Source organism: Coprococcus sp. TF11-13 (genome assembly GCF_003481085.1).
GTDB classification, from domain to species: Bacteria; Bacillota; Clostridia; order Lachnospirales; family Lachnospiraceae; genus Coprococcus; species Coprococcus aceti.
The window spans coordinates 1-26,144 of the sequence record NZ_QUKK01000003.1 but is presented as its reverse complement, the minus strand read 5'-3'; the positions used below and the strand labels follow the sequence as shown (position 1 = coordinate 26,144).

The 26,144-nt window shown below is 43.9% G+C and carries 19 protein-coding genes; 6 read left to right on the top strand and 13 right to left on the bottom strand.

All coding sequences use genetic code 11. The features are described 5' to 3' along the window. Window positions 1–33 precede the first annotated feature (33 nt). The 3 genes from upp to DXD11_RS06615 all read left to right on the top strand — a co-directional run bounded on the left by upp (window position 34) and on the right by DXD11_RS06615 (window position 2,882). Window positions 34–663, top strand: coding sequence for a uracil phosphoribosyltransferase (upp, locus tag DXD11_RS06625; protein WP_015533675.1), 630 nt, complete (start codon window positions 34–36; stop codon window positions 661–663). Between the two features lie 181 nt (window positions 664–844). After that, on the top strand, window positions 845–1,495 hold the full coding sequence (locus DXD11_RS06620) for an endonuclease III domain-containing protein (RefSeq protein WP_015533674.1): 651 nt from the start codon (window positions 845–847) through the stop codon (window positions 1,493–1,495). A gap of 40 nt (window positions 1,496–1,535) precedes the next feature. After that, window positions 1,536–2,882, top strand: a complete 1,347-nt coding sequence (locus DXD11_RS06615) for a citrate/2-methylcitrate synthase (protein ID WP_118758116.1) — start codon at window positions 1,536–1,538, stop codon at window positions 2,880–2,882. 178 nt (window positions 2,883–3,060) lie between these two features. Here the strand turns inward: DXD11_RS06615 and trxA are convergent, their stop codons facing one another. The 3 genes from trxA to DXD11_RS06600 form a co-directional block, all read right to left on the bottom strand. After that, window positions 3,061–3,372, bottom strand: a complete 312-nt coding sequence (gene trxA, locus DXD11_RS06610) for a thioredoxin (protein WP_022217252.1) — start codon at window positions 3,370–3,372, stop codon at window positions 3,061–3,063. A 355-nt stretch (window positions 3,373–3,727) separates the two neighbouring features. Next, the gene (locus tag DXD11_RS06605) at window positions 3,728–5,803 is read right to left on the bottom strand and encodes a heavy metal translocating P-type ATPase (RefSeq protein ID WP_117550919.1); all 2,076 of its coding nucleotides are present in this window, start codon (window positions 5,801–5,803) and stop codon (window positions 3,728–3,730) included. Window positions 5,804–5,840: 37 nt separating this feature from the next. Next, entirely contained in the window at window positions 5,841–6,161 is a 321-nt protein-coding gene (locus DXD11_RS06600) for a DUF6110 family protein (RefSeq protein WP_022217250.1), read from the bottom strand. Window positions 6,162–6,548: 387 nt separating this feature from the next. Here DXD11_RS06600 and DXD11_RS06595 point away from each other — a divergent pair, with 387 nt between their 5' ends. Then, a complete protein-coding gene (locus DXD11_RS06595) occupies window positions 6,549–7,523 on the top strand; it encodes a putative ABC transporter permease (protein ID WP_118758030.1) in 975 nt (324 codons plus the stop codon). A gap of 88 nt (window positions 7,524–7,611) precedes the next feature. Here the strand turns inward: DXD11_RS06595 and DXD11_RS06590 are convergent, their stop codons facing one another. Together DXD11_RS06590 and DXD11_RS06585 are read right to left on the bottom strand one after the other, a co-directional pair. Continuing rightward, a complete protein-coding gene (locus tag DXD11_RS06590) occupies window positions 7,612–9,702 on the bottom strand; it encodes a fibronectin type III domain-containing protein (RefSeq protein ID WP_117550924.1) in 2,091 nt (696 codons plus the stop codon). A 33-nt stretch (window positions 9,703–9,735) separates the two neighbouring features. Beyond that, a complete protein-coding gene (locus DXD11_RS06585; RefSeq protein ID WP_118758029.1) occupies window positions 9,736–12,633 on the bottom strand; it encodes a transglutaminase domain-containing protein in 2,898 nt (965 codons plus the stop codon). 416 nt (window positions 12,634–13,049) lie between these two features. Between DXD11_RS06585 and DXD11_RS06580 the strand changes: the two genes are divergently transcribed. Next, window positions 13,050–15,092 (top strand): beta-galactosidase, encoded by a 2,043-nt coding sequence (locus DXD11_RS06580; protein ID WP_118758028.1) that lies wholly within the window; start codon window positions 13,050–13,052, stop codon window positions 15,090–15,092. Window positions 15,093–15,378: 286 nt separating this feature from the next. On the opposite strand, the gene pap is transcribed toward DXD11_RS06580, so the two are convergent. The 4 genes from pap to DXD11_RS06560 all read right to left on the bottom strand — a co-directional run bounded on the left by pap (window position 15,379) and on the right by DXD11_RS06560 (window position 20,467). Continuing rightward, window positions 15,379–16,860: a polyphosphate:AMP phosphotransferase gene (gene pap / locus DXD11_RS06575; protein WP_118758027.1), complete on the bottom strand. Its 1,482-nt coding sequence runs from the start codon at window positions 16,858–16,860 to the stop codon at window positions 15,379–15,381. A gap of 667 nt (window positions 16,861–17,527) precedes the next feature. Continuing rightward, a complete protein-coding gene (locus tag DXD11_RS06570; RefSeq protein WP_022215872.1) occupies window positions 17,528–18,244 on the bottom strand; it encodes a glutamine amidotransferase in 717 nt (238 codons plus the stop codon). Continuing rightward, a complete protein-coding gene (locus DXD11_RS06565; RefSeq protein WP_118758026.1) occupies window positions 18,244–19,614 on the bottom strand; it encodes a Mur ligase family protein in 1,371 nt (456 codons plus the stop codon). Before DXD11_RS06565 ends, DXD11_RS06570 begins: the two co-directional genes overlap by 1 nt. A gap of 91 nt (window positions 19,615–19,705) precedes the next feature. Then, window positions 19,706–20,467, bottom strand: coding sequence for a helix-turn-helix transcriptional regulator (locus DXD11_RS06560; protein ID WP_117550934.1), 762 nt, complete (start codon window positions 20,465–20,467; stop codon window positions 19,706–19,708). A 180-nt stretch (window positions 20,468–20,647) separates the two neighbouring features. Here DXD11_RS06560 and DXD11_RS06555 point away from each other — a divergent pair, with 180 nt between their 5' ends. Further along, window positions 20,648–21,679 (top strand): glycoside hydrolase family 5 protein, encoded by a 1,032-nt coding sequence (locus DXD11_RS06555; RefSeq protein WP_118649767.1) that lies wholly within the window; start codon window positions 20,648–20,650, stop codon window positions 21,677–21,679. A gap of 82 nt (window positions 21,680–21,761) precedes the next feature. On the opposite strand, the gene rlmD is transcribed toward DXD11_RS06555, so the two are convergent. From rlmD to DXD11_RS06535, 4 genes are all read right to left on the bottom strand, one after another. Next, window positions 21,762–23,126 carry a 23S rRNA (uracil(1939)-C(5))-methyltransferase RlmD gene (gene rlmD / locus DXD11_RS06550; RefSeq protein ID WP_118758025.1) on the bottom strand — a complete coding sequence of 455 codons (1,365 nt, stop codon included), beginning with the start codon at window positions 23,124–23,126 and terminating at the stop codon, window positions 21,762–21,764. A gap of 11 nt (window positions 23,127–23,137) precedes the next feature. Continuing rightward, the gene (locus tag DXD11_RS06545; protein WP_055147481.1) at window positions 23,138–23,680 is read right to left on the bottom strand and encodes a prolyl-tRNA synthetase associated domain-containing protein; all 543 of its coding nucleotides are present in this window, start codon (window positions 23,678–23,680) and stop codon (window positions 23,138–23,140) included. Between the two features lie 143 nt (window positions 23,681–23,823). Beyond that, the gene (locus DXD11_RS06540; protein WP_118017147.1) at window positions 23,824–24,321 is read right to left on the bottom strand and encodes a low molecular weight protein-tyrosine-phosphatase; all 498 of its coding nucleotides are present in this window, start codon (window positions 24,319–24,321) and stop codon (window positions 23,824–23,826) included. Window positions 24,322–24,511: 190 nt separating this feature from the next. Beyond that, entirely contained in the window at window positions 24,512–25,972 is a 1,461-nt protein-coding gene (locus tag DXD11_RS06535; protein ID WP_118017145.1) for a hypothetical protein, read from the bottom strand. Between the last annotated feature and the right edge of the window lie 172 nt (window positions 25,973–26,144).

The window sequence follows — 26,144 nt, the reverse complement described above, 5'->3', positions numbered from 1 at the left end:
ATCTGTATATTATTTATTAGGAGGTTACACAATATGACAGATTACACAGTTATGACACATCCACTTATTCAGCATAAGATTTCAAAGCTCAGAGATAAGAACACCGGAACTGCCGAATTCCGTGCACTTGTTGAAGAGATCGCCATGCTCATGGGATATGAGGCTCTGAAAGATCTTCCTACCGAGGATGTATGTATAGAGACTCCTATCGAGGAATGCATGACTCCGGTCATCGCAGGAAGAAATCTTGCGATCGTACCTATTCTCCGTGCAGGACTTGGAATGGTCAGTGGACTTCAGGCTCTGGTTCCTACAGCCAAGATTGGACACATCGGTCTGTACAGAGACGAGGAGACTCATGAACCTCACGAGTACTACTGCAAGCTCCCTGATCCTATCGATGAGAGACTTATAGTTGTCACGGATCCTATGCTTGCAACCGGAGGATCAGCTGTTGCTGCCGTTGATTTCATCAAGCAGCACGGCGGTAAGCATATCAAGTTCATGTCGATCATCGCTGCACCGCAGGGAATTGAGAGACTTCTCAAGGCTCATCCTGACATCCAGCTCTATGTTGGACATGTTGACCGCGAGCTGAACGAGAATGCTTACATCTGCCCAGGACTTGGCGATGCCGGCGACAGAATTTTCGGAACAAAGTAAGATCTTTCAGACATGATATTTATACCAGCAAAGACATGCCGCAGCCCAGCACATATACTGGGCTGCGGCATGTCTTCTCTTCCCAACATTTTCACACTTCTAACATTTTTATTAAGAATTCTTTTTCGATATCCATTTGCAGGCCTTTCATGTTATCATATAGAGACTGGAGGTCTTTTTTATGGAATCACAGAAGAGATATACGAAAAAACAGAGAACACTGGACATTATCGAGAGGCTGAAGAAGGAATATCCTGACACAGTATGCACCCTCGATACTTCACACGCATGGCAGCTTCTTGTCAGTGTCCGCCTGGCGGCGCAGTGCACTGATGCAAGGGTGAATGTGGTAGTCCAGGATTTATTTGCCAAATATCCGGGAGTAAAAGAACTGGCTGCTGCCGATGTCAGTGACATCGAGGCCATTGTGAGACCTTGCGGACTGGGGAAGAGCAAGGCCAGAGATATTAGTGCATGTATGAATATGCTTGTTGATTCCTATGATTGCCAGGTTCCTGACAGTCTAGATGAGCTGCTTAAGCTCCCCGGCGTAGGCCGCAAGAGCGCAAACCTCATCATGGGTGATATCTACGGCAAACCTGCCATTGTAACAGATACCCACTGTATACGCCTTGTCAACCGAATGGGACTGGTTGACGGGATAAAAGATCCGAAGAAGGTTGAGATGGAACTGTGGAAGCTTGTACCTCCAGATGAGAGCAATGACTTCTGTCACAGGCTGGTGGATCACGGCAGATCCGTGTGCACAGCCAGAACGAAGCCACATTGCGACGCATGTTGTCTAAGCGACATATGCAAAAAGATCATCTGATTTATCATACAAACGGAAAGGAGTTACTTATATGGAGTATATGGAGAATCTGACAGAATACGTGGAGAAGCAGGCTTCTCTCTGTCAGCAGCATGATGTGATAGACAAAGAGCTCTATGCCAGATACGGAGTAAAAAGAGGACTGCGTGATGAGAATGGACAGGGAGTTCTGACCGGTCTTACCAATATATCACAGATCATAGCATTTAAGGATGTGGATGGCCAGAAGGTTCCGTGTGACGGACAGTTATTGTACAGAGGCTATGATGTACAGGATCTCGTAAAAGGCGGCAAAGGAAAACGCCATATATTTGAGGAAGCTGCTTATCTTCTTCTCTTCGGAGAACTGCCTACCGAGGCTCAGCTCTCAGAATTCAGCAGTGTCATCGCCGAGTCCATGAACCTGCCGACCAACTTTACCCGTGATGTCATCATGAAAGCACCTAGTGTGGATATAATGAACTCCATGACAAGAAGTGTGCTGACTCTGGCTTCATACGATAATCAGGCTACCAACCTGGATATAGACAATGTTCTCAGACAGTGTATCGGTCTCATCGGAACATTTCCTATGATGGCTGTGTATGGTTATCACGCATACAACCATTATGAGAACGACGGAAGTATGTACATTCACAGACCTGACAAGGATGCTTCCGTGGCTGAAAACATCCTCAGGATGCTCAGGCCTGACATGAAGTATACCGAGCTTGAGGCAAGAGTTCTTGACATAGCACTTCTGCTTCACATGGAGCACGGCGGTGGTAACAATTCCACATTCACCACAAGAGTTGTAACGTCATCCGGCTCTGACACATACTCTGCCATTGCCGCCGCCCTTTCATCCCTCAAGGGAAGGAAGCATGGCGGAGCCAATCTGCAGGTTATGAACATGATGGATGATATAAAGGAGCACATAAAGGATTACCATGACGAAGAGGCCATAGAGGCATATCTGGATAAGCTGCTGAACAGGCAAGCCTACGACCACAAGGGACTCATCTATGGTATGGGCCATGCCGTTTACTCACTGTCAGACCCAAGAGAAAAAGTCTTCAAGTCATTTGTCGAACAGCTTGCCGCTGCCAAGGGCAGGGACGAGGATATGACTCTGTACAACAACATTGAGAAGATCGCGCCAAAGCTCATCGCCAAGGAACGCAAGATATACAAGGGTGTCAGCCCTAACGTAGACTTCTACAGCGGATTCGTGTATGAGATGCTCGGAATTCCTAGGGAGCTCTACACACCGCTCTTTGCGGTGGCACGTATAGTTGGATGGAGCGCTCACAGAATCGAGGAGCTTGTCACTACAGACAAGATCATCAGACCGGCATATAAGAGTCTGGTTAAGTATAGAGAATATGTAGACAGAGACGCCAGATAGTCAATGTGTTTTCAATAACCTTAAAGCCCTGTCAGACTTAACATTCATATGTATCCATAATATGAGACCCATATGAATGTTAAGTCTGACAGGGCTTTATGTTTTTCCTGTTTCTAGTTTGTATCCCCACTTCAATTCAGATCCCAATGAAAATATCCGGGATACATATCACAGACAATTATTTGATCTTCTCAATGAAATCGAGAAGATCATACTTGGATATAGCTCCGACACTCCTCGATGCCTCAACACCATTCTTGTACAGTATCAATGTCGGAACACTGAACACCTTATTGGCAGCCGCAAGTCCGGGATTCTCATCCACGTCCACACTGAAGAAGTCCACTTCACCATTCAGTTCATCTGCAACCGTGTGAAATACCGGTGCCATCATTTTGCACGGTCCGCACCATGTTGCTGAGAAATCCGCAACCGCCACACCGCATGCCTTTATATCTTCAAAATTATCGCCTTTTACCGTTTTTACCATACTGATCATCCTCCATTCTATTGTGATGAACACACGCATCATGCTGTGCTCCACACACATCTGTATATTTTCATTTCATAAACATTCCAGATAATATCTGCTAATATTCTGCCCTTATGTTCAGCTATCTACTCATGTTTTATACGTACATTTTGTCATATCCTGTCGGCCCGGTCAACAATTCTTACAGATTATTTTTATTATTTAAATTTAAAATCATTTTTTAACTACAAAACTGCCCTCCTCACTAATGTTCCGGAATCCCGGGTACTCATCCCAGTGAAGAGGGCAGCTTTATTTTATATTCTATATGATTCTACGCTTCGATCATCAATATAATTCTATGCTCCAATCATCAATCCAGCAGCTTCTTCATACTGTCAAGACTTATGAGAAGCGTCGATGAATTGTGAAGCAGTGCTGATGTGGTTGGCTGGATAACTCCCATCACGCCCAGGATGATAAGTCCTGTGTTGATGGTCACTATCTTGCGATAGTTCCTGTTGATCCTGCTCATCAGCTTATTGCTGAGCTCCTTAAGTGTTACGAGCTCGTACAGATTGTCTGCACTGACAGTTATATCTGCGATCTCTCTGGCAATCTCCGCGCCATCACTTACGGCAATTCCAGCATCGGATGCCGACAGTGCAGGTGAGTCATTGATTCCATCTCCCACCATGATGACCTTGCGGCCCGCAGCCTTCTCGGCCTCGACAAACTTTGCCTTGTCCTCAGGAAGGACCTCTGAGTAATACTCATCCACTCCTACCTGCTCTGCAATAGCCTTGGCCGTTCTGTCACTGTCTCCTGTCATCATGACAACCTTCTTGATTCCCAGCTTCTTGAGCCTTGAAACAACCTCGGCCGATTCCTGTCTCACCGGATCCTTGATGGATATGACTGCTGCCAGCCTGCCATCGATTCCCATGAACAGATGTGAATGAGTCTTGGACAACGACTCGTACAGCTCTATCTTATCCTCAGGTATCACACAGCCCTCATCCTCAAATACGAAATGATAGCTTCCTATGACAACCTTCTTGCCGTCTATGCTTGATGAGATACCGTGAGCCACAACATACTCAACCTTGGAGTGCATCTCCTCATGCTCCAGCCCCTTGGCTGCAGCTCCTGCCACAACCGCTCTTGCCATGGAATGAGGGAAATGCTCCTCCAGACACGCAGCTATCCTGAGCAGTTCATCAGGATCTCTTCCGTCAAATGATACGACGCGTACAAGCGTAGGTGATGCCTTTGTAAGTGTTCCTGTCTTGTCAAATACTATCGTGTCTGCATCAGCTACAGCCTCCAGGAATTTGCCGCCCTTGACTGTGAGGTGATGCTTATTTGCCTCCTGTATAGCAGACAATACCGCTATAGGCATGGACATCTTCAATGCACATGAATAGTCGACCATGAGTACCGCAAGTGTCTTGGTGATATTCCTTGTTAAAAGGTATGTGAGGATAGTTCCACCGAGAGTCCATGGCACAAGACCATCTGCAAGATGCTCTGCCTTGCTCTCAAGTCCTGACTTAAGCTTCTCAGACTCCTCTATCATCGCAACAACTTTATCATATCTGCTGGTCTTACCAGTCTTTACAACTCTGACTACCAGCTCACCTTCCTCAACAACTGTACCTGCATATACACTGTCTCCGTGTCCCTTGTGGACCGGTACTGACTCTCCGGTGAGGGATGCCTGATTGACCATGCCCTCGCCCTGATCCACAACACCATCAAATGGAATGACATTGCCCATATGAACCACTACCAGATCATCCTTTGCGATCTTCGCACTGTCCATAAGTACATCACAATCATCCACACGCACCCATACCTTATTGATATTGAGTGACATGCTTCTTGCCAGTCCATCCACCGACTTCTTATGTGTCCACTCCTCAAGGATCTCACCGATCTCCAGAAGGAACATGACTGATCCCGCTGTCGCGAAATCATTTGTCAGAATGGATGCTGTTATGGCTGTTGCATCGAGAACCGGCACCTCAAGCTTCCTGTTCGCAAGACACTTGAGCCCCTTGCCTATATACTTGAGCGCTTTGACGGATGTCAGACAATACCGAAGCGGCATTGGCATGATCCATTTCTTGGTCATGTACCAGGCGGTCTTCCAAAACAGCTTGTCCTCATACTGTCTGTTCATGACTCTGCCTGATGTCTCTGTGAGATCCGCCGGAACCTCCACCCTGTCATATCCAAACTGTCTCAGCGCATCTATCACCGCTGCACGGTCACCATCATATATGATGATCGCGTCACAGGTTCTGTCGTGCACCTTGACCTCTTCCACTGCCTCACAGTTCTCCAGATAATACTGAAGTATGTCGGCCTGTGCCATGGTCATGCGGCTCTGTGCCATGTGTATACGCAGACGATTCTTTGTTTCATTTAAAATAGAAAACTTCAAGATCTTCGCCTCTTTCTTATGTTTTGTCTTATACTGATTACTCTTCTACAGTCTCTGCTGCATCAGCGCTCTCAGCCTCTGTGCACTCAGTATCCTCAAAGTCAGCCTCTGCTGCCTTCTGTGCTCTTGCCTCGTTGATATCCTTTGCTCCTGCGTAGATATCACCACAGTTCTCCTGGATAGTATTTGCTGTCTTCATGACACAATCCTTTGCTCTAAGAACACCAGCTGTACAATGTGTATATACGTTCTTTGCATCCTTGCTTGAGAGAACCTTGATACCAGCTGTTCCAAATAATACTCCACCTGCAAATATTCCAAGCTTCTTCCAGTTTACCTTCTTTAATGCCTTCATCATGATTTTGTCCTCCTTGATTATATATTTATTCTGATTAATGATATGACCACTTATACGCATGATAGATTATATGACAGGCTTCGCCGTGATTCGATTTTTCTAATCACGGTTTGTTCAATCAAACTCTCCTTAACGTAAAAAATGCATTCTCGATCTTCGTACTGTAGAAAGAGTCTGCATCTGTTTCGTGGCTTTTTATTTGCTGTAAGTATAGCACTGTCCCCGGCGTTAGTCCAATATAACATTCGCAATTTAAATGACTTTTTTTCTCAATAAGTATCAACAAGCTATCTTACACTTGTGACATTTTGTAAGGTTGCTTTTTTTCCTTCTATATACTATCTTATTACTATTGGCAAAGTCATATATACAAAGGAGATTCCATGTATGGATAATTTCAATATCAAAAGTATTCTGGTAATATTATTTTTATTTTTCATAGGATGCATCATGGGCTGGTGCATTGAAGTCATATTCAGAAAGTTCTTCTCCAAGAGCAACCCAAGCCACAAATGGATCAACCCGGGATTCCTCATCGGACCTTACCTGCCTCTCTACGGTTCAGGCCTGGTGGTGCTGTATCTCCTGTCCCTGATCCATATAGATGCTGTTGACGCCCATCCTGTTTTGCAAAAGGTTCTGGTGGTACTGATCATGGCCATCGCCATGACCGTTGTGGAATACATTGCCGGACGTATATTTATAATAGGAATGAACATCAAGCTGTGGGACTACTCAGATGAGTGGGGCAATATACAGGGCATCATATGTCCGCTGTTCTCATTCTTCTGGGGTGTGATCGCGGCACTGTACTATTTCTTCCTCCATCCACACATACTGAACGCTGTGTACTGGCTGGCGGATCACCTGACATTCTCCTTCTTCATCGGTTTCTTCTACGGGGTATTCGTGATCGACTGCGTTGTATCATTCAACCTGATGAACAAGGTGAAGAAATTTGCGAAAGAGAATGATCTTATTGTCCGTGTTGAGGAACTCAAGTCCCGACTGGCTCTGGATCGTGAGAAGTTCAAGGAGAAGCCAAGCTTCCTTCTCTCTCTTCACGATACAGCATCGATCAAACGAGCATTTGAGAATAACCCTGAAAGCTTCTCCATAACAAAGAAGATCAAACTGAAGGCTGAGGAGCTTACAGAGAACGTAAAGGAAAAAAGCGCTGTGATAAGTGAAAATCTCAAGGAAAAGAGCGAGGTGATCACCGAGGGTATCAAGGCTGCCGGAACTGAGGCAAAGGCCCGCATAGGCGAGACCCTGAATCGAAATGATTCATCAGATGTGGCCGACACAGATCTGTTCGACAATTCCCACAGGGACATAACAGAACACAAGAATGAAAAATAATATCATTCTAAGCATATAACAAAAGCAAAAATACCATGTACAGGCGAAATGCTGTACATGGTATTTTTTTACGTGCTCTATTTACTTTTTATCTGTACTTGACACTAGCCTTCTTGTAGGTTCCTGCCGTCTTTCCTTTGTATGGTTTTACAAAGTATGTGTACTTTGTTCCTGACTTCACACGGCGGTCAAGATATGTTGTGGTCTTTGCTTTCACAACCTTCACACATTTGAATCTGCCGCTGCCTGTCTTTTTGTATATCTTATAGCCGGCGGCTCCCTTTGTCTTCTTCCAGGAGACTCTTACTCCCTGTGAGGTATTCTTTGCTCTTGCGGTCGTGCAGCCTATATAATACTGGCTCTTTGCCTTGGAGCCGCCCTTTGTATAGCTGTTGTATGCCGATACTCTGTATGTGTAGGTCTTCCCTCCTACAACAGATCTGTCTACCATTGATCTCACAGAGCTTCCCTTCACTGTCTTTATAAGTCTGTATGCACCCTTGCCTGTGCGTCTGTATACCTTATAACCGGTGGCTCTTGAATCGGTATTCCAGGTGAGGCTTATTCCCTTACCTGTATTCTTCGTTTTGACCGTCACCGTCGCAAGCTTCAATTTGTCGAGTGTGACATTCTTGGTATATCCGCAGTTGCTGCATTTGTACTTCTGCGATCCCTGGGATGTGAATGTCGGCTGTTTTGTAACCTCTCCCGCCTGCCATTTGTGGCTCATACATGCTCCGAGATAGTAAGCGTCCTTTCTTGTACAGGATGGAGTGTCGGAAACCCAGATCACAACATCATTTCCGTAATATCCCATTCCATATATGTTTACACCTGATACATACTTCTGTCTTATGTCATATATAGCCCACGCCTTGCGCTCATTTACCTCAAGATCTATCCATGCAACATATCTCGATGTGCAGAAATAGAGCTTTTCCTGTGCAAGGAACAGTGTTCCATACTGTTTGTTAAGTGTCGTACCATCTGTATCCAGCCATTCATCCTGCCCGGTAAATATCGTTGTATTTACACCGTTGCTGAAGCTGTACTTGTTTATCTGATAGTATGATGACTGGCTGCCCTGCTTTATGCTGTACCAGTAGCCCTTTCTATAAAAGATGACCTTCTCAACGCCATTCCAGAACTGACCTTTTTCATATCGCTTATCCGTGGCATTGCTGTATGTTCCCTTCCATACATTTCCCACCTTTGTGTCATATCTGCCAAGATAATAATCGCTGCTAGCGGCCTTAGTCTTACTGTTCAAGGTGTCAAAGCTTACAAGGAAATAATCATGCATCGACCTTCCCGGTATATCACTTGCGGGATCATCCCAGGTTGCGTCAACGTGATACCACTTTCCACCTATATTTACAACATTCCACGCATGGTTTACATACTGGCTTGTGGCAACTCCACTCGGAACCCCGGCTTTCCTGAGAAAATACCACATGGTCTCCGCATATCCCTGACACACGCTGCTCCTCTTAACCAATACACCATACATATCATACATGTGGTCTCTTCCGGTTGTTGGATCAAATTCCTTAGCCCCGCTGGTGTCATATGCAACTGTGGATGTCAGGAACTCATGATATGCAAGCACGATCTCTGCCGGCTTCATGTTCTTTGTATTTATCTGCTTGTTCACTTCCGCTATGGCTGCATCCAACTGCTTCTTTTCGGTTCGGGCATTTGGCTTGTATGAGAACTTCAGATACACGACCTTTCCTGTGGTCTGGTCATACAGATAACTGTATCTTGCCACATACACGACCTCGGGATGCGCATTCATTGCGGTTGTGACTACATTTGCAACATTTCGTGTGGTCAATCCCCAGCTCTTTACATTGAGTCTCGGTGAAAATTTCTCCACAGCGCCGACAATGGCACTCTCATATTTCTTTGAATTTGCCGCTGCCAGTGACGCTTCCGATGAATCCGATGCTTCATCTTCTATTATCTGTCCGCCAAATTGCAGGATACCTGAAGTATCGCCCTCCTGCTCAAGCAACTGACCATAGCTGCTCTGTGATGAGTCATACTGTTCCTGAGTATCTTCCGCAAATGCTGGTATTTTTCCGCCGTACAGCACACACGCAGCGATGACGCCCACCACAAATATCATCCTGATACGCCGCACAGCTTCTGTGAGTCTTACATTTTCATATTTCATTCTTTTTCTCCCTTATAATTACGCAGTAAGCATCTACCTTTTTATTCTCTTCTGCGGTGACGCTGCACTGTATGTCTTATTATTCACTGCCTTCACAATGTAATAATAAGTCTGACCTTTCTTTGCCGTTTTGTCTGTCCAACTGAGAGTTTTCGCTGTTACAGTCTTGACTGCCCTGTATTTGCCTGTTGGTGTCTTTCTATACACAATGTATTTTTTTGCACCGGCAGACTTTTTCCAGGAAAGTTTCACTCCCTGTGCTGACTTCCTGACCGTGACAACCGGAGCCTTGATGTAGAGAATACTTGCCTCTGTATATCCACTGAGTACATTTCCATTATATGCCTTTACACAGTAGTAATACCTGTTTCCTGACTTGACTGTCTTGTCTACATAGCTTGTCGTTCCCGACTTGACTGTCTTGATACATACATATCTTCCCTTGGCGGTTCTCCTGTATATCTTGTAGCCTGACGCCCCTGACGCTTTATTCCAGGTAAGCTTTATCGCGCCGGCCTGCTGTGCAGACTTTACGGTTACCTTCGCAAGCTTCAGCCTTGCAATTGTGACCTGCTTTGCTGCGCCACATGTCTTGCACGTATATTTCCTGACTCCTGTAGCTGTATATGTAGCTTTCTTAGTAACCGTTCCATTATCCCATGCATGGGTCGTACATACAAGCTTGGCTATAGTCTCGGTCTTTGTCTCGCCACAGTTTGTACAGGTGTACTTCCTGGTTCCCTCTGTCTTGTATGTTGGCTGTATTGTCACTACTCCGGCATCCCATGCATGCTCGGTGCACACCAGTTTGTCCACAAGCTCTGTCTTTGTCTCGCCACAGTTCTCACATGTATATTTCTTTGTACCTGTGCTTGTATACGTAGGTGCTGTTACTACTACTCCGGCATCCCATACATGCTCGGTGCATACAAGCTTGGCTATAGTCTCGGTCTTTGTCTCGCCGCAGTTTGTACAGGTATACTTCTTGGTTCCCTCTGTCTTGTATGTTGGCTGTTTTGTCACTACTCCGGCATCCCATGCATGCTTTGTACATACCAGCTTGGCTATCGTTTCGGTCTTGGTTGTTCCGCAATTCTTACACGTGTACTTCTTGGTTCCCTCCGTCTTGTATGTTGGCTGTTTTGTCACTACTCCGGCATCCCATGCATGCTTTGTACATACCAGCTTGGCTATCGTTTCGGTCTTGGTTGTTCCGCAATTCTTACACGTATACTTCTTGGTTCCCTCTGTCTTGTATGTCGGCGCTGTCACAACCTTGCCGCTATCCCACACGTGGCTCGTACATACAAGTTTGGCTATCGTTTCTATCTTGGTCTCACCGCAGTTTGTACAGGTATACTTCTTGGTTCCTGTACTTGTGTAGGTCGGCTCCTTTGTCACCACTCCAGCATCCCACTTGTGGCTTATGCACATCTCGAATGTATACTCGGCATACTCCTTGTTATACTTGCTTGAATTGCTTGAATCCTTAGTTTTCTTTATATTAGGAGAATCTGTAATAAAATACACCAGCTTACCATACTGTTCTCCAAACGCATATAAATTATTTCCTGTTGAACTATTATACTGTGTTCGTATATTTATAAGCTCTGTAGGAGTTACATTTGTCGATGTAACATCTATCTTGTTCAAGCTATCCGGAGTAGTAAAATATAAATTATCACCTCGGAGATATATTGAACTATAAACACCAGGATAATACCCACCACTCGGAGTTGTCCATTTTGCAGTGCCCGAATACAAAACCTTGTTTATGTTAGTCGAATACTGGTACTTATTTATGTTAAATGATGTTTTCGAACTGCCCTCACTTATGCTGTACCAATAACCGTCTTTATAAAAAATAACTTTCGCAATACCATTCCAGAACTTACCACTCTCATAAGTAGTGTCCACCGCTGTCGTATATGTATCTCCCCACTGTGCGCTGACAACCATATCCGTTCTGTCCTTAGTGTGGTTGGTTAGCGTATTCTTATTCATTGTATCAAAGCTGACAAGGAAATAATCATGATATGATCTTCCAGGCATATCCCACACCGGATCGTCCCAGGTTGCATCTATGTGATACCATTTTCCATGTATCTTAACTATGTTCCACGCGTGATTGATATTTTCACTTGATGCGACTGCACATGAAAGGCCAGCCTCTCTTAGCAGATAAAACATAGTCTCAGCATATCCCTGACACACACAACTATGTTTAACCAAAGCTCCATACATATCATACCCGTGATTTGCAGCGATTGTTCCATTGAAATAATCCTCATATGCATATGCAACTGTGGATGTAAGGTACTCATGATATGCAAGTACTATCTCTTCATCGGTCATTCCACTGATATCTATCTTGCTCTTGACTTCCTGAAGTGCAGCATCAAGCTCCTGCTGCTCCTCCTTTGCATTTGTCAAATACGCAAATTCTATTTGGGTGATCGTGGAGCCAGAAGTCCAATATCTATAGCCTCCCGACAGACTGATAAACTCAGGATGAGAATTAATAATAGATCTTACTGCCCCGTTATCAATATCATCGCTCGTAAGACCAAGTCCCGATACATCTATATTCGTCTGCCACGCCTTGATTCCTTCAACAATAAGTTTCTCAAGTGCTGTTACATCATACGTAGATGCCAGTGCAGCCACACCATGCTGCTGCTCGACGACAACGCCAAGTCCGCCTTTCTGCAAAGTGTCGTCCAGATCATCATATCCTATCGTAACCTGACTCTCATCTGAACTTACCCGAGTCTGATCAGATGCATATGCTTCCACTTTGCCGCCTGTCAATAGCACAACAGCCGCCGAAAATGCCAGGGCACCGATACAGATTTTTCTGCTCAGCCCCCTTAACCACTCAGACCTTATACTGCCTGCCACCGCTCTATATGATTCCCTCTTTTTTATCATAAAACTCCTCCTTAAACGATACGTTCCAACCTTATATTTCCGTTCATCCCTCAATACTTTTATTATATAGTTTTTTGACACTGTTCGATAGCTTTTTACCTCACTTTTGTACATCTTGTAGAAATTGACAAATTGCGCAACTTTGAGCAATTCATGATATCTTAATCACAAGCAATTATATCTCTTATTTCAAGCCGTTTTTCTTAATTATATACAATATTGTTCTTATGAATGGCAGTGTATATATTTTGTGTGTTTTGCACAAATTAAAATGTATTATCAAATTACAATTGAATTATTTGTCTATTTGTGCTACCTTTAAATAGTAAGTTGTGCAACCGCTTGCGCATATATTTTAACTTAGAACAGTTAATATAGAGTACATTACCTTTTATTTACAGGAGGATGACAGATAGATGAACAAAAACAAGCTTTTCCCACAGATAAATGGAATACTACACGGCGGTGATTACAATGCTGAACAATGGCTGGACCGCCCTGATATCCTGGCTAAGGATATCGAGCTGATGAAGGAGGCAGGAATGACTTCCGCTACTCTTGGTGTATTTTCATGGTCAGCATATGAGCCTGTTGAGGGCGAATACCATTTTGACTGGCTGAAGGATGTTATGGACAACCTGTATAATGCAGGCATTTACACCGTTCTTGCCACGCCATCGGGCGGCAAACCGGCATGGATGGCACAGAAGTATCCTGAGATCAGGCGTGTGGATTCCTATGATGTCCGGGAACACCAGGGTGTACGTGAGAACCACTGCATGAGCTCACCTGTATACAGAGAAAAAGTTGACAATATCATCCGTCAGCTCCACGCCCATGTGGGAAACCATCCGGGACTCATCATGTGGCATGTGTCAAATGAGCTTGGTGGCGAGTGCTACTGCCGTCTCTGTGTGAAAAGATTTCAGAATTACCTCGCAGAGAAGTTCGACCACGACATAAACAAGCTGAACAAAGCATGGTGGACCACCTTCTGGAGTCACTCATACAACAGCTTCTCACAGATTGAGCCGCCATACAAAAATGGTGATTTCAGTATCATGGGGCTGAACCTCGAATGGAAGAGATTTACCACATGGAACATGAACGATTACATGAAATCAGAGATAACGCTCCTCCGTGAACTCACCCCTGAAATACCGATAACTACCAACTTTATGCAGCTCTATGACGGTCTCGACTACAGACCGATGGCAAAGGAGCTGGATGTGATCTCATGGGATTCATACCCTAGATTCCACAATGACTACGAGAGTCTTGCGGATGTCATGGGCCAGAATACATTTGACCACGCGGTTATGAGATCCATGAAGAAGGACAAACCTTTCATGCTTATGGAGAGTGCTCCGGGGCTTGTAAACTGGCATCCATACAACAAGCTGAAGAGACCTGGCATACACAGACTGTTCTCATACAACGCAATCGCCTGCGGTTCTGATACAGTCCAGTATTTCCAGTGGAGAAAGGGCAGAGGCTCATTTGAACAGTATCACGGTGCCGTTGTTGACCATCTCGGAACAAATGACACCAGAATATTCAAGGAGGTTGCCGCCCTCGGCGCAGAGCTTGATGGGCTCTCCGAGATAACCGGCACACTCATCAGATCAAAGGTTGCACTGCTGTTCGACTGGGACAATATGTGGGCCATAGATGATGTCAAGGCTCTGGGGCAGGAATCAAAAAAATATCCTGAGACCTGTATGTCTGTATACAAAGAGCTGACAAAGCGCGGCGTTGACGTGGACGTCATTGCATCCGATGAACCACTCGACGATTACGATGTGGTTGTTGCACCTATGCTCTACATGCTGAGAGATGGCGCAGCCGAGTCTCTTGCCGCATTTGTAAAGAGGGGCGGACAGCTTCTATCCACTTACTTTACGGGCTATGTAGACAAGGAGCAGCTCTGTATACTCGGTGGATTCCCGGGAAATGGACTTGCAGATGTATTTGGAATCATCAGTGAAGAGATAGACACCCTGTATCCATCTGACAGAAACAGCGTGAGCTTCACAGATGGCAGTTCATGCGAACTCCGTGACTATGCTGAGATCCTGAGAGTCGGAACGGCGGATGTACTTGGAACCTACGATTCTGATTTCTACGCCGGAAATGCAGCAGTGACAGTGAACAGCTACGGCGAGGGCAAGGCCTACTACGTGGCTGCAAGAATAGATTACAGTAAACTCGGTGAGATCATGGAGCAGATGCTGGCAGATGCCGGAATAGCAACCAAATGTCTGCCTGACGGAGTTCAATATCACCGCAGATACGCAGATGACGAAACCTCATATGGTTTCTACCTGAATAATACCGATGAACCTCAGTCCATATCCGATGTTCATGGAACCAATATTCAGACTCAGAATGTAGTTGATGGAGAGCTTGAGTTAACCCCGCTCGGAGTCGCCATCATCAAAGAAAAACAATTAATATAATTATGGTAATGACTTATCTTCCTGTCTTACCCTACAGGAAAATATAGTTTTTATATTTTGCAGTCTGCCTGTTGCTAAAGCCGTACCTCCCTCCTGGATAATATCTGAAATTTATCCTTTGCGGTCATACACGCCAGGCGGAACATATACCTTAAAACCTTTTTAAAAGGCGGTGATACCTTAGTATGGTGTATCACCGCCTCGTGTTTTTTGTACCTTTACTTATATCTGTCACAAATGCGTTATATCATTCTGAGTATCGAGTGATCGCATCCGGCGCCCATCATTAGTTGTCGAGATGCTCCAGCTTATCCTCTATCGCCTTGATAACGATCTTGAGGGCTTTTATTCTGGCATACTTCTTGTCATTTGACTCCAATATGTGCCATGGCGCAAAGCTGGTGTTGGTCTTTTCCAGCATCTCATCCACCGCAGTCTCATAGTCATCCCATTTGTCACGGTTGCGCCAGTCCTCATCTGTGATCTTCCAGCGTTTCTCAGGTGTGTTCTGTCTGAGTGTGAATCTCTCAAGCTGTGTATCCTTGTCGATCTGAACCCAGAATTTGATGACGATCGCACCCCAGTCGTGGAGTTCCTTCTCGAATTCATTTATCTCGTTGTACGCTCTCTGCCAGTCATTTTCCGAACAGAAGCCCTCAAGTCTCTCAACCATGACTCTGCCATACCATGTTCTGTCAAATATCGCCACATGTCCTGACTTAGGAAGTCTTGTCCAGAATCGCCACAGAAAATGCCTTGCTTTCTCATGCGGCTCAGGACTTGCTATAGGATTTACCACATAACCTCTCGCATCAAGTGCCTCCGCTATCCTCTTGATATTTCCACCTTTGCCTGCCGCATCCCAACCTTCGTAGCCTATGATAACAGGTATCCTCTTCTGGTAAAGCTCATTGTGCAGTCTGCCGAGTTTCTTCTGCAGCTTGTCAAGTTCCTCCTTGTACTCCTCATCCGTCAGTTTCTTGTCGAGAGACACCTCGGAAAGTTTCGGGATCTTCTTGAGCGCAAATGTATTCTGCAGTATAGGTACAGCATGCCCCTGATTGAGCAGCGCAGTATCTATTCCCTGATTGATGATATCGAGTATCTGAAGTTCTGCCCATTTTCTCTCCTTTGCATCTATCATGTACCACGGTGCATTTGACAGATTGGTGTCATACATAAAGCTGTCAAATGCCTCAAGATACTCGTCATACTTTTTGTTCTGCTTCAGATCATGCTTAGACACTCTCCAGCTTGTAGTATCATCTTCAAGAAGTGTTTCAAGCCTCTTCTTCTGCTCATGCTTGTCTATCTGGAAGAAAAATTTCATGACCAGATATCCGTTGTCCGCCAGAGTCCTCTCAAATCTCTTGGTGCTGTCAACTCTCTTCCGGTATTCCTTGTCTGACAATTCTCCAGACATCTTGCCACCTACTATGTCCCTCATCCATCCACCATCCAGAAATACAAACTCCCCCTGTTCCGGTATTCTCGTAAAATACTTGTACAGGAATGGTCTGCGTTTTTCCTCATCTGTGGAATACTTCACTGACTCAACGTTGAAAAATCTCGGATCCATATTCTTTATGATCCTTCCCACAAGACTTCCCTTACCTGCGGCTCCCCAGCCCTCAAATATGACAAATACAGGTATCTTACCTTCCTTTACCTTGATCTGATTGCGTGTCAGATTCTCTCTGGCAATCTTTAACCGAGTGTCTATCTCCTCATCCGATGGACGCTCCGGCTTGTTCCAGTCCTTTAACATGTAACCCACTGCTCCTTTCACATTGTCTCTTCATTTGTTTTTATGAATAATATACCCCGATTTACAGAAACTAATGCCGCTTCGCATTTACTAATACAAATGCCGCTTCGCGTCGCGCATTTTTCTTCTTGCGATATCATTATACTACTTTCTTTTGAGTTGATACATCTGAAAAAACATTAAGATGTGTAAGGGAAAGCATATTGCAGAGTTAGAACTCATATGCTATAATGTCGGCAGACAAAGATACTAATATTTTCAAGATGTACTAACCCATAGTACAACAAAAACCCCAGTAGCGCCTACTACTGGGGTTTTCTCCGTCTTTCAAAGGCGACGTACTCCTTGGGCTGATTGCCAGCTACCTGTCTCTGTCCAACCACTTGCAGATATAGTATGCTACTATACTAGCCACAACAGAAATTCCAAAAGATACTAATAAACTCAACAAGACATACGCCCCCTTTCCTAGCCTGTCTAGGGGTGGCAACATCTGTATTGTGACATATTATCTTTTTCTTTTCAATATGTTTACATAACTATACAAAATGTATAAGTTTTATACATTACTACATATAAAATCCCCGGCAGCATACTGACATGTGTCCTGGATTTCAGGTACATATCAAAGGCCACCGGGGCTTAATTATCACTATAATTCTCTATATTATGACAGCTCCAGATCAGGCTTGCCATACTCAGCAAGCTTCACATCATATGCCTTGCGCATAGCTGCCTCAAATGGTATCTCTTTCATAGGAGCATCCAGTTTTTCCAACAGATAATGTACAAAATCAGGATTCTGAATGAGCAGTGGTCCATGAATGTATGTCGCAATTACTCTGTTCTTGCAGATTCCCTCATTCATGGTATCAGGATTGCTGCCCTGTCCGATCTCCACCTTGCAGAATGTCATATCATCAGGTATTCCGTAAGTGTGGGCAAATCGGCTTGTGTATCCGATGAGTGTCATATCGTTGAACTTCGCCTTGATGAGCGTGTTGAAACGATTCGGAGTCTGGCGGACTGAGTACATGCCCGGAACAACGCCAAGTCCTGTAACTCTGGTTCCATCCTCTCTCTTGATATAATCACCAAGGAGTTCCATGGAATTGCCAACCAGAAGGAAAAGCGCCTTTCCATCCTTCATGCATGCTGCGATCTCGTCCTTGTACTGCATCAGTCTGTCAAGCACGAGCTCCTGGCTCTTCTCGCTCATGGAACACATATACACCATGTCTATATTCTCTTTGAGGAAGAGTGGCTTCTCATTAAGTCCTGTTGTCACAAATTCCGCATCCGGCAGACATTTCTGCAGGTACATTGTATTTCCTTTGTCACCGTAGAGTGTACATATTTCCGGATATAAAATCTCAATCTTCATTATTTGTCACCCTCCAGTCTCTTGATTATCTTCTTCTTCATCTCACATGACATTCCGTAATTCTCACAGTCGTACAGGATATATATTCTGTCAACACCATCTATAGTCACATCATCTGCCGCAGCGACCTCGCTGAGATTTGTGAGTATCTTCTCCTCAGGGATACCAGCCAGTAAGCATCTCACCTTGTGGTCGTAGCATCTAGGTCCTGTGCAGATGACCTGTACAACATCATCCCTGTTGAACTGCTCATACTCCAGATCGTATATCCAGCCTGAGAACTCTATACTCTTCTGTCTGTCCTCAAGATCGTCCATCGCAAGGAGGATAGCCTTCTTGCCCTCCTCATTTGCCACATACTCAAATGTTCTGGATGAGGAAACCGCACTCTGTCCCTTTGAGAGCGCCTGGATTACTGTAACACCATTCACTGTAGTCTCGTTGTGGCGGGAATCCGGTATACGGATCTGACCCATGAGTTCCTTGATTCTCTCAGCCGAGAGACCGATCTCGCGCAGTGCCGAGATAACTGTAACTTCATTATATATATTGAAGAGAGCTGTATGGATCAGCGGATAAACTGTCTTCTTGTCTCCCTCCTGTATAGTAATTGTCATCTTCTCTCTGTCTATGTCGGTTGCCAGATACTTCTTGTCTGGTGAGTGAAGTCCACACTTCGGGCATACCACATCGCCGATGTGATGATATCTGAGGTAATTGTACTTCAGCTTCTCGCCGCAGTTAGGGCAGATCTGGTAATCCGCGATAAGGTTGTATGGCTCGGTCTTGTCATCAGGCTGCTTGCCGATTCCATAGAACACTCTGTAGCTGTCTTTCTTCAACATGCTTGAGCAAAGCTCGTCCGCATTCAGGATAACCTTTGCAGAATCAGGGCAGTAGGTATCTATGACACTGAAAATATAGTCAGGGTGAGCATTTCTCTTGAGTGAATCTCTGAAAAGTCCTGTTACAACAAGATAATCCGGCTTCACATATGGAAGTATCAGCCTTGAAGCACGCTCGTCCACCTCAAATACAGTGGCATCCACTCTGACCCTTCCCGTAAATGTAAGGCTGTTGATGACATTTGTCGTACAGCCAGGGACGATATTGGAACCTGTTCTGTTGCTGACAACTCTTCTTCCATCCTTCTCCAGAACATCAGTTATCAGGTTACTACAGGTGGTCTTACCATTTGTTCCTGTGACACATATCGTAAGCGGTGCCTTGGGCGCCTGTGCCAGGAAATCCGGACATATCTTCAGGGCGATAACTCCAGGTGTATGCGTACCGTTCCTACCCAGGAGCTGGATGAGTCCCTTGCTCAGTTTGGCGGCTGCGAGAGCCACATGAAATCTAAAAGATGACATAGCTATTCATTCTCCTTATATATACAAATAAAACTCATGTAATTCTACAACCTTTGACAGATGTTGTCAATTATACCAGCACATAACAAGACTATGATTTCGCCTCTTTCCAGTGTTTCCTGTAATTTATCCTGCGATATGAATTCGGAGTCGCTCCATATTTTGTCTTGAAGCATTTTGCAAAATAGCTTCCGCTGGCAAATGCCAGATACTGCGATATCTCCGTACAGGAAAAATCTGAATACAGAAGCATATTTCTGGCAGTCTGAAGCTTCTTCTCCATGATGTAATCTGAGATTGTCTGACCGACCTCCTTATGAAATAGTTTGCTCAGATAAGAGCGTTCCACTCCCACAAATTCTGCCACTTCCCGCACATCTATCCGCTCATGCAAATGGTCATATACGTAATCCATAGCCTTGACACAGTGTGGCGATATGACTGTTTTCTTCTTCACCCGGCGCATCCTTTTGGCATAATCCATGATTATCTGATTATGTATCTCTATGACCTGCTGCGTGGTCTGTGCTTTGTCCAGCTTATTAATATAGAAGTCACTGAGATTGTAGCTTTCCATCTCCTCCATGCCCTCTTCTATGCAAAATCTGGATATCATCGCCACAAGCACGATCTCGTGATATCTTCTGTTTCGGACTTTATCCTCCGACAATATTCCCCTGGCTGCCAGAACCTCGGCATCCTCCTCTCCTGCGAGGAGCATACCCGACAGTGCCTTCACATTGCCACTGCTGACAAGCTGATAGAAGTCAAGTTCACTGTCGTATGTCGGGTGCGCCAGTCCGTATTCTCTCTGTACAAACTGCTGTTTTACGATCTCGTTCGATATATTCATGGTCCATCCTCCTTTCTATTATATTACTATAGCATAATTATTATATTAATGACACATTTGTTGTATTTGCATAAAGCTGCAAATGCTACTATAAAGTCACAGAAAACGAAACTGATAAGCACTCCCGAACGGCAAATGAGTGCAATATATATTTTATTATTTCACAGGAGGTTAAAGATTATGAGAACTTTAGACGGATTCAAAAAAGGCGTAAATTTAGGTGGATGGCTTTCACAGGGACCACTTGACAAGGAGCATCTTGACACATTTATCACAGAAAAAGATATTGCAAGAATAGCATCATGGGGACTTGACCATGTTCGTCTTCCTATCGATTACGATAATTTTGAAAACGAGGACGGAAGTGATAAGGAATACGGCTACGCTTACATCGATTCATGCATTGAGTGGTGCCGGAAGTACAAACTCAACATGGTCCTTGACCTGCACAAGACATATGGATATATATTTGACGATGAGGCTCATCTTCTTGAATTCTTCCATGAGAAGCCTCTTCAGGAGAGATTCTACGGAATGTGGAGAAAGCTCATAGACAGATATGCAAAGGATGCAGACATAATGATGTTCGAGCCGCTGAACGAGGTCGTAAGTCCGACCGTTGTAAACGAGTGGAACGAAATCTCAAGCAAATGCATCGAGATCATCCGTGCGAAAGCACCTACTGCCAAGATCCTGCTCGGTGGGGTTGGCTACAATGCTGTTACATCTATAAAACTTCTCCCTCATCACAACGATGAGAACATAGTTTACAATTTCCACTGTTACGAGCCAATGGTATTTACCCACCAGTCTGCTTACTGGGTAACAGGTATGCCTTCAGATTTCCATATCGAATATCCGGGGGATTTCAATGACTACATGGAGAAATCCCGCCAGATCGAAGGGTGTATGCATGGGGCCATCACCGAGAGTAGCCTTGGACTTAATTCCATCGGACCTGATTTGTTCGAAAAAATGTTTCTCGACGGCATCAAGGCTGTTGAAGAAAGAGACGGATTTATGTACTGCGGCGAATATGGTGTTATAGATCAGGCACCACTTGACGGAACTCTGAACTGGTACAAAGATATCCATTCTGTATTTGAAAAGTACGGAATAGGCCGCGCCGCATGGAACTACAAAGAAAAAGACTATGGTCTTGAAGGCGAACACTACGCTCCTATCATCGATGAGCTTGTCAAATATATGTAACGTGATTTAATTTACGATAAAACCTTCCATTTTTATAAACGGAGCCGGTTCTCACTCATAGAGAACCGGCTTTTTGTTAATTTTATCCACGATGTACCGCACCCGCCCTTGTGAGGAGCACCACGGTCTCTACCCCGCGGGTGAGTGGGAACATGTCCACAGGGGTCATCTTGATTACCTGATAGCCGTGCTTTGTCATATATTTCAGATCCCGGGCAAGACTCTCCGGTCCGCAGGATATATACACAACCCTTTTGGGTCCAAGTGTGATGACCGATGACATGAACTCCTCTGTACTTCCAGATCTCGGAGGATCCATGAATACCACATCTATGCTGTCACCCTCCTCAGCGACATCGACCATAAATCTGCCGGCGTCGTTGCTGTAAATATCAACATTCTGTATCTTGTTCATCTTCACATTCACCCGGGCATCGTGCACAGCGGCTTCATTCAACTCCACGCCTATGACCTTCTTTGCACGGTCGCTTGCAGCTATGCCTATGGTTCCTATACCGCAGTAGGCATCGATCACGGTCTCCTTATTCTTGAGATCCGCGTACTTGATGGCTTTGCCATAGAGGACCTCCGTCTGCTCCGGATTCACCTGATAGAAACTGCCCGGTGATATACGGAAACGCTTTCCGCACATAATATCCTCTATATGCCCCTTGCCGTAAATGACCTGGTTCCTGTCGCCGATGACCATGCTGGTGTCCTTCATGTTGATATTCTGAACAACCGTTGTAATCTCCGGATGAGCCGTCACAAGTGCCTTTGCGAGATTCTTCTTGGACGGAAATACCGGCGACGCTGTGACTATGATCACCATGATCTGCCCGGTCTTTCTTCCAACTCTTATCTGCAAATGCCTGATAAGTCCGGTTCCTGTATCCTCGTTGTATATCTGCAGCTTGAACGACTTTATCAGTCCGGCAAATGTTCTGATGATAGCCGCAGCCTTCTCATCCTCCACATAACAGTTCTCGACTGGAAGTATATTGTGTGTTCCCTCCTCGTACACCCCGGAAATTATTTCTCCGCTCTTCATTCTCCTGAATGCCGCAGTGACCTTATTCCTGTAGTGATACGGATTCTCCATGCCTATTATCTTGTCCACAGGACCAAATACGCTGAGCAGGTCATCTATATACTTCTGTTTCTCGGCAAGCTGCTGCTCATATGGCATATCCACATACTGACAGCCACCGCACAGGTGGGATATAGGGCATTTGCTGTTCGGGTGGGGCTTATACTGTGATGAGTGTGCCTGTCGCGGTTTTCCCTGTACAGCTTTACCTTTGCTTCCTGTTTTTATTTGTTTCTCTCCACCTGTTACATCGTACTTTCTGCTATGTGTCTGTCTTTTTCTTTCGTTTACGCTGCCACTCGTTTTATTTTTTTCTTCTCTGCGAGGCTTGCCCCCGTTTCTTCGCTCTGCCATCATTTTTACCACTCCTATTCTCCGGTGAGCGTCACCTTGATCATATCGTGGTGAACCGCCTCAAGAAACTTTCCAAATATATCCTCCGTCCTGACCTTCATACTTGATGTGTTCACACACGGATGGCATCCAAGATACTCACCCTTCATAACATCCTCGTCAACAAGCAGCTGCACATGATTCTCATGGTCATTCATGAGACCCATGACGCTGACCGCCCCCGGTCTGATATCCAGATACTTCTCCATATCCTCAGGCGATGCAAATGAAAGTCTCGCGCTGCCTATCTGCGATGTGATCTCCTTTGTCTTGAACGGCTTGTCGCCCGGCATCATGAGCAGATAGAACTGCGTCTTCTGCCTGTTGCACAAAAACAGATTCTTACAAATGGTTGCCCCAAGCACCGCATCTATCTCGCTGCAAACTTCCATTGTGTCTGCTGGAGCATGATCTGTGCGCCAATACTCTATGCCGTGATCATCAAGGAAATCATAAACTCTGATCTCCCTCTCAAGTCGTCCTTCATTTGTATCCGGTCTGCCTTTATATAATTCCATTTGTGTGCCCTCCGTTGGTGGTTTATATATTTTCTCTCATGCATTTACGCGTAAATCATATCACGTTTCTTGTGGTGTTGCCATATAAAACAAGCAATATAAAACCAATATAAAACCATGCCTTCGAGAGTGTAAACACATATCTACAACCTATTGCCTTGCCTGAGATGATCAAGAAAGCCCTCACATCCCTGACACACATCCCTGTATGTCTCATCAAATCGTCCCGTATACCATGGATCAGCTATAGACTGTCCATGTCTTCCCGCGTAATCGAGCAGCAAATGTATCTTGTCCTGGTAGTCCGGACCGGTTATGCGCATTGTGTTCCTCACATTTGCTGTATCTGCGCAGAGCAGGTAATCATAATATTCATAATCCCGCCTTGTAACCTGTCTTGCCCGCTTGCCACTAAAGTCTGTATAAGCCGTCTTACCTATGCCATGCGCCCTCAGCACTTCCTGCGCCGGTGGATATATCGGATTGCCTTTTCCGCCCCAGATCTCCTCAGTGCTGGTGGCCGCAGAAGCTATATCAAATTTATCTGCTATGCTGAGTTTTTCTACCATGTCCTTGAGGACGAACTCAGAGATGGGGGAACGGCAGATGTTGCCGTGGCAGATGAAAAGTATTTTTATCATTGTTTTGTTTCTCCTTGATTTGCCCGGAAATGTCCTGTTTTGCGAGGGATTTCTGGGATTTGTGAATGTGTGTATTGGCTGACATCTTGGCAAAATTGGGCAAGATGGAGCAAGTTATTGCAGGCTGTTAGTAGTAAAATTGGTAGTAAAACGAGGTAGGCTTACTACTAAGTTTTTTATCACTTTACTACTAAAGATCGATCTCCCTCTTTTTAATCCGTTTAGATAATATTACTTTTTCCTCTCCAACTAATAATTCTAACAATTCAAATAGTTGATTTAATAGCACAAACACTTCATAAACTTTTCCTAGATTTATCTCTAGTGCGCTCTGACAATTCAAATATTCCTGTCTAAGACAATGATACTCTAAATTACGAATTTTTTCATAATGTGAATATACTTTCCCCTCCATTATTTCCATAAATTTCTCTATGATATCTGAAGTTATCTGTTTTTCATTTATCTTTGCAATTATATCTTCAATGTACATATTTTTAAATTTTTCTGATGTAATATATTCATGTTCAAAATCATATTTGCACAATATAAATTTTGCTATTTTTTCACATACTGAATAAGTTTTCATAATAGCATGAAAACAATATATATTTGGTGTTATCACTTCATTATAAAGAAACTTAATAAAATCCTCTTCCGAAAACGCAAACAGTATTTTTTTATCCATATCATAATTTAAACAACAAAAATATAAATTTAATGATCTTACAATTTCTTTTGCACGAAAAATTGCATCTATTAAAAGAGTATTTCGAATATTACTAGCCTCATCACCCATATCAATGCACCACTCATTTATTTGATTTATTACGTTTCTGTATTCTTCTCGTAATGTTTCATACCTTTTTTCTAACTTTGCAACATCATTAACAATATTCTTATTAAGCACCTCTGTCTCGCAAGACAATCTTTCTGTGCAGTTAAAAGAACATCTCCTATTTTTAATGGAAAACTCATTTATAATTTTCTTCATTAATCTTATATATATACCTTGCTTCTTTTCAATCGGTTGAATCCACTCCTTCAATTCTTTCATAGCAATTTCATTAATTCTATCCGTTAACTGAAAACATTTTTCCATATTCATTTTTATTTGATCATTATTTATAAAGATTAATTCTCCAATATCATTCTCAGTTTCTTTTGTATCTAAATGCGTAGAAACAAAATGTTCGTTGTTGTTTCGTTTCCATTTAATTCTTTTGCTATTATAATCGCCTCTTATGCATCGTAAATCCACAATTATATCATCATCTGTTGAATGTTTCTTTTTTATCATATCATACAACGGTTCTACTGATTTCTGTTCAAAAATAATATTCACATTTAGTTGATCAAGCACACCAACAAGAAAGATTATTCGTTCCCATATCATGTCATCTTGTAAAATAATATTTTCAAAATAATAATTAGGATTAAACGACACGGCATTGTTATAATTTTCATACGAAAGATTAAATGCATATATATTTCGTTGTATATCTTCTATTAAATCTATGCTATCATTTACAATTGCTACAATCACAACCTGTTCCATTGATGCATCTGAAAACTTTAACTTTTGTTCAACCATTGCTCCTATTTCATTCTCTATATTTTTAATCTTGTCATTAACATCCTTTATATTCATTATCCATCTGCCTCCATCACAATATCTCAAATATTATATCGTCATTTTCACTTCTTTTCCATAGAAAAAACGCCCCAGCCTAAGCCAGAGCGTCATCCCACTTCCATATTAAACTGATATGTACCCAGAATCCTGGACACATATTTATGAACTAGGCTGAACACATGGATGC

Excerpts from the sequence above, each read along its gene's own strand:
- DXD11_RS06565 (WP_118758026.1), bottom strand. The coding sequence starts at position 19,614 with ATGTCATCTTTTAGATTTCATGTGGCTCTCGCAGCCGCCAAACTGAGC.
- DXD11_RS06585 (WP_118758029.1), bottom strand. The coding sequence starts at position 12,633 with ATGATAAAAAAGAGGGAATCATATAGAGCGGTGGCAGGCAGTATAAGG.
- DXD11_RS06555 (WP_118649767.1), top strand. The coding sequence starts at position 20,648 with ATGAGAACTTTAGACGGATTCAAAAAAGGCGTAAATTTAGGTGGATGG.
- DXD11_RS06595 (WP_118758030.1), top strand. The coding sequence starts at position 6,549 with ATGGATAATTTCAATATCAAAAGTATTCTGGTAATATTATTTTTATTT.
- DXD11_RS06620 (WP_015533674.1), top strand. The coding sequence starts at position 845 with ATGGAATCACAGAAGAGATATACGAAAAAACAGAGAACACTGGACATT.
- DXD11_RS06535 (WP_118017145.1), bottom strand. The coding sequence starts at position 25,972 with ATGAATATAAAGGATGTTAATGACAAGATTAAAAATATAGAGAATGAA.
- DXD11_RS06560 (WP_117550934.1), bottom strand. The coding sequence starts at position 20,467 with ATGAATATATCGAACGAGATCGTAAAACAGCAGTTTGTACAGAGAGAA.
- DXD11_RS06580 (WP_118758028.1), top strand. The coding sequence starts at position 13,050 with ATGAACAAAAACAAGCTTTTCCCACAGATAAATGGAATACTACACGGC.
- upp (WP_015533675.1), top strand. The coding sequence starts at position 34 with ATGACAGATTACACAGTTATGACACATCCACTTATTCAGCATAAGATT.
- DXD11_RS06570 (WP_022215872.1), bottom strand. The coding sequence starts at position 18,244 with ATGAAGATTGAGATTTTATATCCGGAAATATGTACACTCTACGGTGAC.
- DXD11_RS06600 (WP_022217250.1), bottom strand. The coding sequence starts at position 6,161 with ATGATGAAGGCATTAAAGAAGGTAAACTGGAAGAAGCTTGGAATATTT.
- DXD11_RS06545 (WP_055147481.1), bottom strand. The coding sequence starts at position 23,680 with ATGGAATTATATAAAGGCAGACCGGATACAAATGAAGGACGACTTGAG.
- DXD11_RS06590 (WP_117550924.1), bottom strand. The coding sequence starts at position 9,702 with ATGAAATATGAAAATGTAAGACTCACAGAAGCTGTGCGGCGTATCAGG.
- rlmD (WP_118758025.1), bottom strand. The coding sequence starts at position 23,126 with ATGATGGCAGAGCGAAGAAACGGGGGCAAGCCTCGCAGAGAAGAAAAA.
- DXD11_RS06615 (WP_118758116.1), top strand. The coding sequence starts at position 1,536 with ATGGAGAATCTGACAGAATACGTGGAGAAGCAGGCTTCTCTCTGTCAG.
- DXD11_RS06540 (WP_118017147.1), bottom strand. The coding sequence starts at position 24,321 with ATGATAAAAATACTTTTCATCTGCCACGGCAACATCTGCCGTTCCCCC.
- trxA (WP_022217252.1), bottom strand. The coding sequence starts at position 3,372 with ATGGTAAAAACGGTAAAAGGCGATAATTTTGAAGATATAAAGGCATGC.
- pap (WP_118758027.1), bottom strand. The coding sequence starts at position 16,860 with ATGTTAAAGGACTGGAACAAGCCGGAGCGTCCATCGGATGAGGAGATA.